Genomic DNA, 12745 nt, shown 5'->3' with positions numbered 1-12745 from the left:
TCGCCGCGCAGTTGCACGCCACGCATCTGCAGGGCGGTCGCAGCCGCAGGCAGAAAGCGCGCGGCGACATCGGCGTGGACCAGCAAGGTCTCCAGGGAATTGCAGGCCGATGGACGTGTGGTCTTGCCGTCGACCAGCAGCCTCATCGCCAACTCCAGGTTCGCCGAGGCATCGACGAACAAGTGGCAGACCCCCTTGTAGTGCTTGATCACCGGCACGCGTGCGTGTTCGGCAACGAAGCGAATCAGGCCCTCGCCACCGCGCGGGATCGCCAGGTCGACGATGTCGGTCAGCTGCAGCAGCTCCAGCATGGTATCGCGACGCAGATCTTCGACCAGGGTGAGTGCCGCCTGCCCGATGCCGGCAGCCTCCAACGCCCCTTGCAAGGCGCGCGCAATGGCGGTGTTGGAATGGATCGCCTCGGAACCGCCGCGCAGGATCACGCCGTTGCCGGCCTTGATGCACAGCGCCGCCGCGTCGGCGGTGACGTTTGGGCGTGCCTCGTAGATCATCGCCACCACGCCCAGTGGAACGCGGACCTTCTGCACGCGGATGCCGTTGGGACGGGTGTCGTCGCGGGTGACCTGTCCGACCGGATCGGGCAGCTGCGCCACCTCGCGCACGGCGGCGGCGATGCCGGCCAAGCGCTTGTCGTCCAGCGCCAGGCGGTCGAGCATGGCCGTACCGGTGCCCTTCGCGCGCGCGGCATCGAGGTCGCGCGCGTTGGCGGCGAGAATCGATGCGGCGTCGGCCTCCAGCGCGGCTGCCATCGCTTCGAGCAGGTCACGCTTGGCCTGTGCAGGCAGTTGCGAGAGCACCTGCGCGGCCTCCCGGCACTGCAGGGCCAACGTTCTGATAGTGGACATGGTCAACACATTCGGCCAGCAAGACTGCAGCAGAAAATAGCGTAAAGCGCGGCAGAGAGCGAAAGCCGTCGCGCCTGCAACGATTTCTCCCGGCGCATCGCGCCCGCGCGCAACTAGGCGCAGCGAAGATGGCCTCGTCCCGCCCGCTGCACGGACAACGCTCTGCGCTACAGCACCACCAGGTCGTCGCGGTGGACGACATTCTCGCCGTAGCTATAGCCCAGCACGCTGGCGATCTCGCGCGAATGGCGGCCAGCGATGCGACGAATATCGACCGCGGAATACTGACTGACGCCACGCGCCACGCAGGGCGCACCGTCGCTGCCGCCATGGCGGATCTCGACCATGTCGCCGCGACGAAAGTCGCCCAGTGCGCCAGCCACGCCGCCCGGCAGCAGCGAGGCACCCTTGCCGGTCAAGGCCGCGGCGGCGCCATCGTCGATCAGGATCGCACCCGCCTCCACCGGCGCATGCCGGAGCCAGTACTTGCGCGCAGCGATGCGCGTGCGGCCGGCATGCAGCCGCGTGCCATACAGGCGATCCTGCGCCAGTGCACGCACCACCTCGCCGCTGCGGCCGTTGAACAGATAGGTCTCGATACCGGCGGCACCGGCCTTGGCGGCCGCTTCCAGCTTGGTGCGCATGCCACCGGTGCCCACCGTGCTGCCGCTGCCGCCGGCCATCGCCAGCACCGCAGGCGTGAGCTCGGGGACATCGGCCAGCGGTTGCGCAGTGGGGTTGCTGCGCGGATCAGCGCTGTACAGGCCGTCGATATCGGTGGCGATGAACAACGCATCGGCATCGACCAGGGCCGCCACGATCGCCGCCAAGTTGTCGTTGTCGCCCAGCTTGAGTTCGTCCACCGAGACGGTGTCGTTCTCGTTGACCACCGGCAGTGCGCCCAGCCGCAGCAATTCCTGCAGGGTGGCGCGCGCGTTGAGATAGCGACGCCGGTTGCGCAGATCGTCGTGGGTCAGCAGCACCTGCGCCGCCGGGCGTTCGAAGAACCGCTGCCACAGCGCGATCAGTTGCGCTTGCCCAAGCGCCGCCAGCGCCTGCCGCGCGGCCATCGCCGCGCCGGCGTCGGCTGCCCGCGGCAGGATGGCACGTCCGGCTGCCACCGCGCCGGAGGACACGATCACCAACTCGCGCCCGGCCGCCAGATTGGCCGAGACGAACTGGGCCAGACCCAGCGCGAAACGTGGCGACAACCCGCCGCCATCGGCGGCGAGCAGACTGCTGCCGACCTTGAGCACCGCACGCCGCCAGGGCGGCAGCTGCTGCGGCGGGAACGGCGAAGCGACGGCGGCGGCCTGCGGGGTCATGGTCGCGATCTCAGCGGATGGTCCATTCGTGCACGCTCAGGTCCGAGACCTGCATCGTCGCCAACGGATCAGTGGCGACGATCGCCTGCGCCTGCGCCAGGCTGTCGACATTGCACAGCACATAGGCGCCACCGCTGCCGTCGCTGAAGCCGCCGGTGAGATGCAGCCGGCCTTGCGCGCGCAGCGCATCGAGAAAGTCGCGATGCGGCTGCACCGCGGCAGCGTCGAAGTTCGGCCGACGCATGGCCAGCACCAGGTAGAGCGTGGTCATTGCAGCACCTCCGCCGGCACGATGTCGCGATCGCCATGGCTGTACGGCGAGGACACGACCCGCAAGCGCACGTCCGCCTGCAAGGCGTCGTGCAGCTGGTGGGGCGCGCCCGGCGGAACATGCAGACCGTCGCCGGCGCGCAAGACGTGCGTCGTGCCGTCCAGTTCCAGCATCGCCTGGCCATCGAGCACACGAAAGAATTGCCGCGCACGCAGATGGCGACGGCGGGTTTCGCTGGCCAAGGGCGGCACGCGCTCCTCGATCACGCTCAACTCCGGCAGGCCCAGCAGGTGCCAGCCATCGCAGGCGCCACCCCAGCGATCATGCGGCGCCGACGATCGATTGATGACGGCCATCAGGCCAGCGCCTCCCAGCGCGCCTGCAGCACGTCCAACTGCAGGTCGGCTGCCGCGCCCGGGGACACGCGCGCGGCCAGGCTGCCCTCCGGTGTCCTGCCCTGCCCGGCCGTGTCGGCACTGGCGGCAGCGGCCTTGTAGGCCTCGCGGAACGGCACTCCTGCGACGGCCGCTTCCACCGCGACATCGGTGGCATACATGCCGGAGTCGATCGCCGCGCGCAGACGGTCTTCCCGCCATTCCAGATTGGCCAGCAGCGCCGGCAGCAGCTCCAGCGCCGCCAGTCCGCGCGCAAAGCCGTGCACGAGGGCGCCCTTGCTGTTCTGCAGGTCGCGGTGATAACCGGAGCTCAGCGACAGCAGTTGCTCGATCTCGGTGCGTGCGGCGGCGACGCTGGCGTGGGTGGCCCGCATCAGCTCGATCACATCGGGATTGCGCTTGTTGGGCATGATCGAGCTGCCGGTGGTGTACTGCGCCGGCAGCGCGACGAAGCCGAATTCGCCACTGGTGAACAGCGACAGATCCCACGCGATGCGACGCAAATCGAGCGTGGCGCCGCCCAGCGCTTCCAGTGCAGCCAGCTCGAATTTGCCACGCGACAGCTGCGCGTACATCGGCGAGACCTGCAGCCGTGCGAAGCCCAGCGCCTGGGTGGTGTGCGCGCGGTCCAGCGGCAGGTTGACGCCGTAGCCGGCAGCCGTGCCCAGCGGATTGGCATCGATCAGCGTCAGCGTGTCGGTGGCGCGGATCGCGTTGTCGATGAAGCCCTCTGCCCAACCGGCCCACCACATGCCTGCCGAGGACACCACGGCGCGCTGGATGTGGGTGTACCCGGGCACCGGCAAGTCCTTTTCGGCCTGCGCGCGATCGAGCGCGACGCGCGCGATCTCGCGACTGAGCTCCGCCACGCGCGCCAGCTTGTCCTTCAACCACAGCCGGGTTGCGACCAGGATTTGATCGTTGCGGCTGCGGCCGGTGTGGATGCGCCGGCCGGCATCGCCCAGGCGTTCGGTCAGGCGCGCCTCGATCGCCGAGTGGCAATCTTCGTACTGCGCATCCAGCACGAAAGCGCCGCTGCGAAAGTCCTCGGCCAGCAGTGCCAGCTCGCGCTTCAGTCCGGCCAGCTCGTCGGCACTGAGGATGCCGATATGCTGCAGGCCCTCGGCATGCGCGGTACTGGCGGCGATGTCGTGCAGGAAAAATTCGCGATCCAGCACCACGTCATCGCCCGCCAGGAAGGTCTGGATCTTGGCATCGACAGCGACACCGGGTTTTTGCCACAACAGGTTGGTCATTGGGTCCTCTTTTCAGGACCCGGGGCTCGGGACCCGGGACCCGGAAAAACAAAAGCATCGGCTCTTGCTCTACCTGGTCACGGGCCCGGGTCCCGGGTCCCAACAATCACAGTGAAATCGCAGTCAACTCATCCAAACCGAAACAGCAGCGTTTGCCCTTGCTCCTCCGGGTCCCGGGTCCCAGGCCCCGAGTCCCGAAAATCACACTGGAATGGCAGTCAACTCATCCAAACCCAGTGCCAGGTTCAGATTCTGCATGGCCTGCGTCGCCGCGCCCTTCAGCAGGTTGTCCAGCGTCGCCACCACCACCACCCGCTTGTTGCCCGGCGCCAGCGTGATGCCGCCGATCTGCACGCCGTGCCGGCCGGCGATGTGGCTCACCCACGGCGCCTGGTCGACCAGCTCGATCAACGGCTCGTCGACGTAGCGCTGCGCATAGCGCGCCTGGATCTGCTCGCGCGTCAGCGGCTGCTGCAGCCATAGGTTGATGGTCATGGTGATACCGCGGAAATGCGGCGCCACGTGCGGCATGAACTCGACCGGCACGCCGAGCTGGCGCGAAACTTCGCGCTCATGCATGTGATCGGTGAGCGCGTACGGCATCAGATTGTCTGCCAGCAGCGCGGGATTGTTCTTGTCCGACGGCGTGGTGCCGGCACCGGAATAGCCGGAGACGCCGAAGCACTGCGGTGGCCCGGCCAGTTGCTCCAGCAACGGCGCGATCGCCAGCTGCATCGCGGTGGCATAGCATCCGGGATTGCTGATGCGCTTCTGCCCGGCGTAACGGCCGCGGGTCAACTCCGGCAGACCGTAGTACCAGCCGGCATCGAAACGGTAGTCGGCCGACAGGTCGATCACGATCGTATCCGGCGCCTGCGCGTCCAGCGCCTCCACATAAGGCGCCGCCTTGCCGTTGGGCAGCGCCAGGATCACCACGTTGGCGCGCTTGGCCGCCACCGCGTCGGCAGTCAGGCTCTCAAAGCGCAGCGCACCGGCGTAGCCAGGGTTATGCTCGGCCACCGCTTGGCCATCCAGCTCGCGCGAGGAGACGAAGGCCAGCTGCAGTTGCGGATGCGCGGCCACCAAGGTGATCAATTCGCTGCCGGTGTGGCCGCGCGCGCCGACGATGCCGACGGTGTAGGAAATGCTCATGCGTGTGCTTCCAGGCGATGGCGCAGGTGGCGTTTCACGCCCTGCCATTCGCTGTCGATGATGGAGAAAACGACGGTATCGCGAGGCGTGCCGTCGGGGTGACGTTTATGATTGCGCAGGATGCCGTCCTGCTTGGCACCCAAACGGGCGATCGCGGTGCGCGAGGCATGGTTGAACCAGCTGGTCTCGAAGGCCACGCTGAGGCAACCCAGGGTCTCGAAGGCATACCCGAGCAACAGCAGCTTGGCCTCGGTGTTGACGCCGCTGCGCTGCACCCGTGGCAAGTACCAGGTGTAGCCGAGCAGCAACTTCGGCACGTCCGCTTCGAGCCCGTAGAAGCGCGTACTACCGACGATGGCCCCGTCGCAGTCGCGCACCACGAACGGCAGCGAGTGGCCGGCCGCCTGCGCCTGCAGTGCCGCTTCCACATATGCCGTCGCCTGCGCCGCTGCCGGCACGCTGGTGTACCACAGCTGCTCCAGCCCGCTGCCATCCAGTGCGGCGCCCAATGCATCGGCATGGCCAGCCTGCAATGGTTCCAAGGTGACGTGGACGCCGCACAGCGTCGGCGCTTCGCGCCACAGCGGCGGCAACGCGAGGGGGCTCATGCTCAGCCTTCCAGGGTCGGTTGGCGGGTGGCGCAATGCGCCACGCACTGCTGGATCTGCGCGAAGCTCTCCAGCCCGTACCAGAACACCTTCCACTTCTCCTGCTTGAAGCAGCCGTCCGATTCAGCGTAGTAGAAGATGTTGACCTGGTTGTTGTGGCGCGAGCGCCAGAACAGTTGCGGAGTTTCCTCGCGCATCACGTTCCAGACCGCACGCCCCAGGCCCTCGCCTTGCGCGTCGTCGAGCACGGCGAACTTGTCCAGGTAGGTGTAGCCCTCGGCCTCGGTCAGGATCACCGCGGCGCGATAGTTTTCGCTGACGTAGGCGCGCAGCAACACGGTCTTGTCGAAATAGTCCGGCACCAATGTGCGCCCGAAGCTGGACTCGATCAGCCGCTTCATCCGCTCCAGATCCAGTTCGGCCCAGCGGGTGGCGCGCAGCACGCGCTCGCCGCGGCGCACCAGCGTGCCCGAGCCCTTGTGGGTGAACAATTCCTTGGCCAGGTCCGCCGGGCGGGTGATCGACACCGAGGATTCCAGCGGCAGCTTGTCCAGCAGGTCCTTGATCTGCTCGATCTTGACCTTCATGCCGCCGTGGATCCACGGCTGCTCGATCAGGTGCGCGTACTCGGTGGACAGATTGATCGAGTCGATCACCTTGCCGTACTCGTCGAGCAAGCCACCGGTACCGGTGAGGAAGATGATCTTGTACGGCTGCAGCTCGCGGACCAGCTCGTTGGCGGCAAAGTCGGCATTGATGTTGAGGATCTGCCCACTGGCGGTTTCGCCCAGGCTGGTGATCACGGGGATCGAACCGGCTTTCAGGCTGGCTTCGATTGGCGCCAGGTTGACCTTGCGTACCTCGCCGACCAGGCCGTAAGTCGCCTGGTCCAGGTACTCGGCCTCGAACACGCCGCCGGTGATCGAGGTGGCGCGCGCACCGTTCTGCTGCAGCGCTTCGACCAACTTCAGATTGGACGCCTGGAACACCCGGCGCACGATCGCCAGGCCTTCCGGCGAGGTCACGCGTAATCCATTGACGGTCTGCTTGACGATGCCGGCGGCCGACAGCTCGGCATCCAGCTGCGGGCCGGCGCCGTGCAACACGATCGGCGTCAGTCCGACCTCCTGCAGGAAGGTCAGCGAGGAGGTCAGGTCCTCCAGCTCGTCGCGCAACACCGCGCCGCCGACCTTGACCACGGCGAAGCGCTTGGCATCCAGCTGCGAGAAGCGCTTGAGGTATTGGCTGATCTCCTTGGCACTGGCCATGCTGGAGAGCAGGCGCACGATGGTCTGGCGGGTCTGGATGTGGGGAGCGGCAAGGTTCACGGTGGTGGGATCTGTGGAAGGTGGAAACGGCCGGCACGCAGCCGGCGGCGGCGTGACGGCATCAGGAACGGCGATTGATGATGCGGTCGACCGAGGTCGCGTAGCGCTGCAACTGCTCCAGCGTCACGAACTCGTCGGCGGTGTGCGCCTGGGCGATATCGCCTGGGCCATAGACCAGCGCGGTGTAACCGCCGGCGGAGAACAGCGACGCCTCGGTCCAGAAGTCCACCGCATTGCCGATCGGCAACTCCAGCGCGTCGGCGACGTCGCGCGCGGCCAACCGGCGTTCTTCGGCACGGGCGATGTCCCCCGACGGCAGGCTCGGCCCACGGAAAGTCTCTTCGAAATGCGCCGCGGTCGGTTCGGCGAAGCCGGCAAAGGTGGCCAGCAACGCATCGACGTCCATCGACGGCAATGGCCGAAAGCCGAAGCGCAGCTCGGCCGCTGGCGCGATCATGTTGGCCTTGATGCCACCGTCGACCCGGCCGATGTTGAAGCGCAGCCCGGTCAGCCCGCCGAAGCGCGCATGCGCCAACGACTCGACGTGGTCCAGCGCCTTGCCACCCCAGCGCATCGCCTGGTGCAGTGCGCTGGCAGCCGGATCCTGCTTGCCGGAGGCATGCCCAGCGCGGCCGGCGAAGCGCATCAACACCGAGCTGATGCCGCGATGGGCCAACACTGCTTCGCCCATGGTGGGTTCAGCGACGATGATCGCTTCGTAGGCCGGGACCCGGGAAGCAGCGGCGGAAGCCGCGGGATGAGCGGCCAGGAACTCGGCGATGCAGCGTGGGTCGTTGGCTTCCTCGTCGCTGGAGAACAGGAAGGCAGCATCGCCATCGCCGGCATTGGCGGCGGCGATCAACGCCGCTGCCGCGCCCTTGATGTCGCACACGCCCAGGCCGACCACGCGGTCGTCGAGCCGACGCATCACATGCGGATCGGCGCTCCAGTGCGGCGAATCAGGCACCGTGTCCAGATGCACGTTGAACAGGTACGTCGGCGTGCCGCGTACCGCATACAGGCTCACCGCGCCAGCACCGTGGTCGATCACCTGCACCGCGAAGCCGGGCAGCTGGGCACGGATGTAGTCGAAGATGCCGCCCTCGGCGGCGATGGCGCGCGGCGGATTGCGGGTGTCGAAGGACACCAGCCGGTCGAGATGCGCGAGTGTGGATTCCAGCAGGAGTTCGGTCATCGGGAGAGCAACGATGTCAGTTCACCGCAGCGTCGCGGTAGAGGTCGGGATGGGAGATTTCCATCAGCGTCTGCGGCCGCGCAGGCGCGGCGAAGCCGTATTGCGCATACAACGCATGCGCGTCGGCCGTCGCCAGCATGAAGCGGCGCAAGCCCTGCAACTGCGGATGGCCGATCACGGCCTCCATCAGCTGTTTCGCATGGCCCTGGCCGCGATGCTCGGGCAGCACGAAGACATCGGCCAGGTAGGCGAAGGTGGCGCAGTCGGAGATCACCCGTGCGAACGCCACTTGCCCCACCCCATCGAGGTAACCGCCGAAGCACAGCGAGCCGGCGATCGCCCGCTGCACCGTCCCCAGCGGGATACCGGGCGACCAGTACGCCTGCTCGGAGAGGAAGCGGTGGATCATCACCAGGTCCAACTCGGCGCGATTGCTGCTGATGCGGAGGGTGCTCATCGAAATCCTCGAAACCATGCTGCTCAGTGCGCCGTCCTGCCCGCGGAGGCGGACAGGACGGACCGCGACCCCGGCCATCGGCCGGGGTGCCAGGCTCAGCGATTGACCTGCGCGTACAACGTGGAGCTCATGCCGAACAGCTTGATGAAACCTTCGGCCTCTTCCACGCCCCAGTCCGCCGACTGCGCATAGGTGGCGCCCTTGGCATTGAGCAGGTGCGGCGAGCGCACTGCCACCGCGTCGACACGGCCGCCGCGGGTCTCCAGCGTCACGTCGCCGTTGACCTTGGCCTGCGAGGAGTGCAGGAAGGCCTCCAGGTCGGTCTTCAGCGGGTCGTGGTAGAAGCCTTCGTACACCAGCTCCACCCACTTGCGCGCCACGTCCGGCTTGAAGCGGTTCTGCTGCTTGGTCAGCACCGCATCTTCCAGCGCACGATGCGCGGCCAGCAACGAGATCAGGCCCGGTGCTTCATAGACGATGCGGCCTTTCAGACCGATCACGGTATCGCCGGTGTAGACGCCGCGGCCGACGCCATAGCGGGCGAACAAGCCGTTCAAGCGCGCCAGGATCTGTGCGCCCGGCAACTCCTCCCCATCCAGCGCCACCGCTTCGCCCTCGACGAAGCGCAGCGTCACCTGCAGCGCCTCTTCCGGCCATTCGCTGCGCGGCGCGCACCAGCCACGCGCGCCCTCGCCCGGCACTTCCCATTTGTCGATCTCGCCGCCGGACATGGTCACGCCGAGCAGGTTCTCGTTGATGGTGTAGCTCTTCTGCTTGGCGCGCACGCCGAAGCCGCGCTCTTCCAGATACTGCTGCTCGTAGGCGCGGGTCTGGGTGTGCTCCTTCTGGATCTCGCGGATCGGCGCAACGATGCGGTAGTCGCCCAAGGCCTTGACCGCCAGGTCGAAACGCACCTGGTCGTTCCCCATGCCGGTGCAGCCGTGGGCGATGGCGCGCGTGCCCAACTCCTCGGCGCGCTTGAGCGCGGCATCGACGATCAGGTAGCGGTCCGAGACCAGCAGCGGATACTGGCCCTGGTACGCCTCGCCGGCCCAGACGAACGGTTTGACGAAGCCCTCCCAGATCGCCGGGCCGCCGTCGACGGTGAGGTGGCTGGCCGCGCCGAGTTCGGCGGCGCGCTTCTCGATGAAGTCCCGTTCCTCGGCATCCACGCCGCCGGTGTCGGCGAACACGGTATGCACCGCGTAGCCGCGCTCCTGCAGGTAGGGAATGCAGAAGCTGGTGTCGAGTCCACCGGAGAAGGCGAGGACGATGTCGTTGCTCATGGCTATGGAGTCCTGGGGTCGGTCAAGCGGGAGAGGAAGGGAAACGGGCGCAGCGGGAGCGTCATGGCTCCGCTGCGCACGTCTGGGCGGTCAGCTCCGCCAATCCGGCATCGGCCGGTCGGCGGCGGCGTTGCAATTCGGCGATCACGCTGCGCCGGGTGGCCGGCGACTTGTTCTGGCCAAGCTTGAACTTGCCGTCGATGCGTGTCGGCACGATGGCAATGCCGACCACCGCACGCAGCAGGCTGTCGAGATAGTCGGCAGGGGCGTCGTCCAGCGACCAGGGCTGTGGTTCGTCGGCCTCGTGGCGCGCAGTGAGCGTGCGCAGGAAGCTCCGCAGCCAGGTGGCATCGTCATGCACCTGCAACCGACCGTGCACCTGCACCACGGCGTAGTTCCAGGTCGGCACTTCGCGTCCGGTCAAGGCCTTGTCCGGGTACCAGTTCGGGCTGACATAGCCATCCGGCCCCTGGAACACCGCCAGTACCGGCGCGGCGTGCAGCCGCGCCAGCGGGTTGCCGCGCGCGACATGGCCGCACAGCACGCCATCGATCAGTTCCAGCGGCAGGTGCTCGGCCGCCGGACCATCGGCACCGGCGCTCACCACGCTGGCGAACGGATGCGCGCGCATCAGCGCGGCAAGTCGCTCGGCACGGCTTTCGCGGAAGGCGGAGGGCAGGTACATGGCGAGATCGCGCTGACTTAGCGCTGGCCGATCAGCGCAGCCATCACCGCCTTCTGCACATGCAGGCGGTTCTCGGCTTCGTCGATGGCGATGCAGCTGGGCGAGTCCATCACCGCATCGGTGGCCTTGACGTTACGGCGCAGCGGCAGGCAGTGCGAGAACACGCCATTGTTGGTCAGCGCCATCTTGGCCTCGTCGACGATGAAGTGCTTGTACTGATCGCGGATCGGCTTCTCCGGCTCCCAATTGCCGAAGAACGGCAGCGCCCCCCAGCTCTTGGCGTACACCACATCGGCACCAGCGTAGGCGCTCTCGATATCGTGGCTGACCTGCAGCGAGCCGCCGCTCTCGGCGACGTTCTGCGCGGCCCAATCCATGTAGCGCTGATCCAGGATGTAGTCCGGCGTCGGGCACAGCAAGGTCACGTCCATGCCCATGCGGGTGGCGATCGTCAACGCCGAGTTGGCGACCGCGGTGTTGAGCGGCTTGGGATGGTAGGTCCAGGTCAGCACGTACTTCTTGCCGCGCAGGTCCTGGGTGCCGAACCGCTCCTGCAGTGCCATCGCATGCGCCAGCTCCTGGCACGGATGGGTGATCGTCTCCATGTTGATCACCGGTACCGGCGAATACTGGGCGAAGGCCTTCAGCACGACGTCCTGGCGGTCGTAGGCCCAATCGACGAACTTGGGGAAAGCGCGCACGCCGATCAGGTCGACATAGCGACCGAGCACGCGCGCCACTTCGGCGATGTGCTCTTCGGTATCGCCATCCATCACCGTGCCCAGGTTGAATTCGATCGGCCAGGCGTCCTTGCCGGGTTGCAGCACCACCGCATGGCCGCCAAGCTGGAAGGCGCCCAACTCGAAGCTGGTGCGCGTGCGCATGGACGGGTTGAAGAACACCAGCGCGATCGACTTGCCCTTCAGCTCGCTACCGAGCTTGTTGCGTTTGAACAGCGCGGCCTGGGTCAACAGCGCGTCCAGTTCGGCACGGCTCCAGTCCTGGGTGTTCAAGAAGTGCTTCAGTGACATCGATCGATCCTTTGCTGCATGCTTCTGCTGCGTGATCCGCCAGGAGCGACGGGGTGCGCGGAATGCGCGTTTCTTGCGGTTGAAACCTTTCCGGCGCCCGAAACGAAAAAACCCAGCCGGGGCTGGGTTTTCAGAACGGACAGCACAACACTCCGGTCACCCAGCGAAACTGTGGGATTCCGGTCGGCGGGCACGCGAGGTCATCCCGGAGGCCATCCGGGCGGCACTGGTGTCGTGTTGGAAGGGGTTTGCCTGCATAGGGCGCGAATCCTCGCACGCATGCGCCTACTGTGCAACCGCTGCCGTGCTCAGCGCGGCGGCGCGACGATGGCGTCAGGGATATAGGGCGTCACCGAGACCCGGATGCGCAGCCGGTTGCCGGGGTCTTCCGGCAGCCGCGAACGGTATTTGGTGCCCTTGTAGACATAGTCGACGTCGTAGGCGATCGGCCGCCGGAACTCACGCGGCACCTCCACGACCTGGCAGTTGCGGCGGGTGCTGGTCGGCGGCACTGCCACCGGTGGCAATTCGGGGCGCCGCGAAAACATCTCCTTGACCGAATCGAGCACCCGGTCGATACGCCCCTCGTTTTCCTCCGGGGGCGGTGGCGGCCGTGCCGCGGCCTCTTCGGCGGCGCATTGCTCCTCCATCCGGGTCGCGCGCAAGGTCTGGTAGACCGGCTCGACGTTGAGCACCTGGGCGTAATCCAGCTTGACGTTCTCGATGACCACCACGCGGTTCTTCACGTCCGACTCCGCTGCATGCGCCTGAACCAACGGGCAGGCCAGCAAGCACAGCAGCACGGGAAACGGGGAAGGTCGCATCAGTACCTGGACGGCGCAGCGAAGCAGTACGTAAGTGTATGGACCTTGTGATGTCCGGGGCTGAAC

The 12745-nt window shown here is 66.9% G+C and carries 14 protein-coding genes; all 14 read right to left on the bottom strand.

The annotated features are described in order from the left end of the window. Positions 1-866: glutamate-5-semialdehyde dehydrogenase (locus tag CKY51_RS16955; protein WP_152249534.1), on the bottom strand; the 866-nt coding region annotated here is incomplete at its 3' end. Positions 867-1033: 167 nt separating this feature from the next. Continuing rightward, positions 1034-2191 (bottom strand): glutamate 5-kinase, encoded by a 1158-nt coding sequence (gene proB, locus CKY51_RS16950; protein ID WP_022971993.1) that lies wholly within the window; start codon positions 2189-2191, stop codon positions 1034-1036. A gap of 10 nt (positions 2192-2201) precedes the next feature. Then, positions 2202-2462, bottom strand: coding sequence for a YciI family protein (locus CKY51_RS16945; RefSeq protein ID WP_022971992.1), 261 nt, complete (start codon positions 2460-2462; stop codon positions 2202-2204). Beyond that, complete coding sequence (locus tag CKY51_RS16940; RefSeq protein ID WP_022971991.1) at positions 2459-2818, bottom strand: cupin domain-containing protein; 360 nt, start codon at positions 2816-2818, stop codon at positions 2459-2461. The genes CKY51_RS16945 and CKY51_RS16940 overlap by 4 nt, the downstream gene beginning before the upstream one ends. Continuing rightward, on the bottom strand, positions 2818-4113 hold the full coding sequence (gene argH, locus CKY51_RS16935; protein ID WP_022971990.1) for an argininosuccinate lyase: 1296 nt from the start codon (positions 4111-4113) through the stop codon (positions 2818-2820). Before argH ends, CKY51_RS16940 begins: the two co-directional genes overlap by 1 nt. A gap of 201 nt (positions 4114-4314) precedes the next feature. Next, a complete protein-coding gene (argC, locus tag CKY51_RS16930) occupies positions 4315-5265 on the bottom strand; it encodes an N-acetyl-gamma-glutamyl-phosphate reductase (protein WP_022971989.1) in 951 nt (316 codons plus the stop codon). After that, the gene (locus CKY51_RS16925) at positions 5262-5873 is read right to left on the bottom strand and encodes a GNAT family N-acetyltransferase (protein WP_022971988.1); all 612 of its coding nucleotides are present in this window, start codon (positions 5871-5873) and stop codon (positions 5262-5264) included. The genes argC and CKY51_RS16925 overlap by 4 nt, the downstream gene beginning before the upstream one ends. Before the next feature lie 2 nt (positions 5874-5875). After that, positions 5876-7141 carry an acetylglutamate kinase gene (locus CKY51_RS16920; protein ID WP_244952547.1) on the bottom strand — a complete coding sequence of 422 codons (1266 nt, stop codon included), beginning with the start codon at positions 7139-7141 and terminating at the stop codon, positions 5876-5878. Positions 7142-7262: 121 nt separating this feature from the next. Then, positions 7263-8396 carry an acetylornithine deacetylase gene (locus tag CKY51_RS16915; protein ID WP_022971986.1) on the bottom strand — a complete coding sequence of 378 codons (1134 nt, stop codon included), beginning with the start codon at positions 8394-8396 and terminating at the stop codon, positions 7263-7265. 16 nt (positions 8397-8412) lie between these two features. Then, a complete protein-coding gene (locus CKY51_RS16910; RefSeq protein WP_022971985.1) occupies positions 8413-8853 on the bottom strand; it encodes a GNAT family N-acetyltransferase in 441 nt (146 codons plus the stop codon). A 95-nt stretch (positions 8854-8948) separates the two neighbouring features. Then, positions 8949-10139, bottom strand: a complete 1191-nt coding sequence (locus CKY51_RS16905) for an argininosuccinate synthase (protein WP_022971984.1) — start codon at positions 10137-10139, stop codon at positions 8949-8951. A gap of 61 nt (positions 10140-10200) precedes the next feature. Next, on the bottom strand, positions 10201-10824 hold the full coding sequence (locus CKY51_RS16900) for an FMN-binding negative transcriptional regulator (RefSeq protein ID WP_022971983.1): 624 nt from the start codon (positions 10822-10824) through the stop codon (positions 10201-10203). 17 nt (positions 10825-10841) lie between these two features. Then, positions 10842-11855 (bottom strand): N-acetylornithine carbamoyltransferase, encoded by a 1014-nt coding sequence (locus tag CKY51_RS16895; RefSeq protein WP_152249532.1) that lies wholly within the window; start codon positions 11853-11855, stop codon positions 10842-10844. A gap of 308 nt (positions 11856-12163) precedes the next feature. Continuing rightward, positions 12164-12658: a hypothetical protein gene (locus CKY51_RS16890; protein ID WP_022971981.1), complete on the bottom strand. Its 495-nt coding sequence runs from the start codon at positions 12656-12658 to the stop codon at positions 12164-12166. Positions 12659-12745 lie beyond the last annotated feature (87 nt).

The organism is Xanthomonas maliensis (genome assembly GCF_009192945.1).
Taxonomy (GTDB): domain Bacteria; phylum Pseudomonadota; class Gammaproteobacteria; order Xanthomonadales; family Xanthomonadaceae; genus Xanthomonas; species Xanthomonas maliensis.
Note: the sequence above shows the minus strand (reverse complement) of the source record. Positions and strands in the feature narration are given on the sequence as shown.

Bases quoted from the DNA above. Each gene is read 5' to 3' on its own strand.
- proB (WP_022971993.1), bottom strand. From the start codon at position 2,191: ATGACCCCGCAGGCCGCCGCCGTCGCTTCGCCGTTCCCGCCGCAGCAG.
- CKY51_RS16945 (WP_022971992.1), bottom strand. From the start codon at position 2,462: ATGACCACGCTCTACCTGGTGCTGGCCATGCGTCGGCCGAACTTCGAC.
- CKY51_RS16940 (WP_022971991.1), bottom strand. From the start codon at position 2,818: ATGGCCGTCATCAATCGATCGTCGGCGCCGCATGATCGCTGGGGTGGC.
- argH (WP_022971990.1), bottom strand. From the start codon at position 4,113: ATGACCAACCTGTTGTGGCAAAAACCCGGTGTCGCTGTCGATGCCAAG.
- argC (WP_022971989.1), bottom strand. From the start codon at position 5,265: ATGAGCATTTCCTACACCGTCGGCATCGTCGGCGCGCGCGGCCACACC.
- CKY51_RS16925 (WP_022971988.1), bottom strand. From the start codon at position 5,873: ATGAGCCCCCTCGCGTTGCCGCCGCTGTGGCGCGAAGCGCCGACGCTG.
- CKY51_RS16920 (WP_244952547.1), bottom strand. From the start codon at position 7,141: ATGGCCAGTGCCAAGGAGATCAGCCAATACCTCAAGCGCTTCTCGCAG.
- CKY51_RS16915 (WP_022971986.1), bottom strand. From the start codon at position 8,396: ATGACCGAACTCCTGCTGGAATCCACACTCGCGCATCTCGACCGGCTG.
- CKY51_RS16910 (WP_022971985.1), bottom strand. From the start codon at position 8,853: ATGAGCACCCTCCGCATCAGCAGCAATCGCGCCGAGTTGGACCTGGTG.
- CKY51_RS16905 (WP_022971984.1), bottom strand. From the start codon at position 10,139: ATGAGCAACGACATCGTCCTCGCCTTCTCCGGTGGACTCGACACCAGC.
- CKY51_RS16900 (WP_022971983.1), bottom strand. From the start codon at position 10,824: ATGTACCTGCCCTCCGCCTTCCGCGAAAGCCGTGCCGAGCGACTTGCC.
- CKY51_RS16895 (WP_152249532.1), bottom strand. From the start codon at position 11,855: ATGTCACTGAAGCACTTCTTGAACACCCAGGACTGGAGCCGTGCCGAA.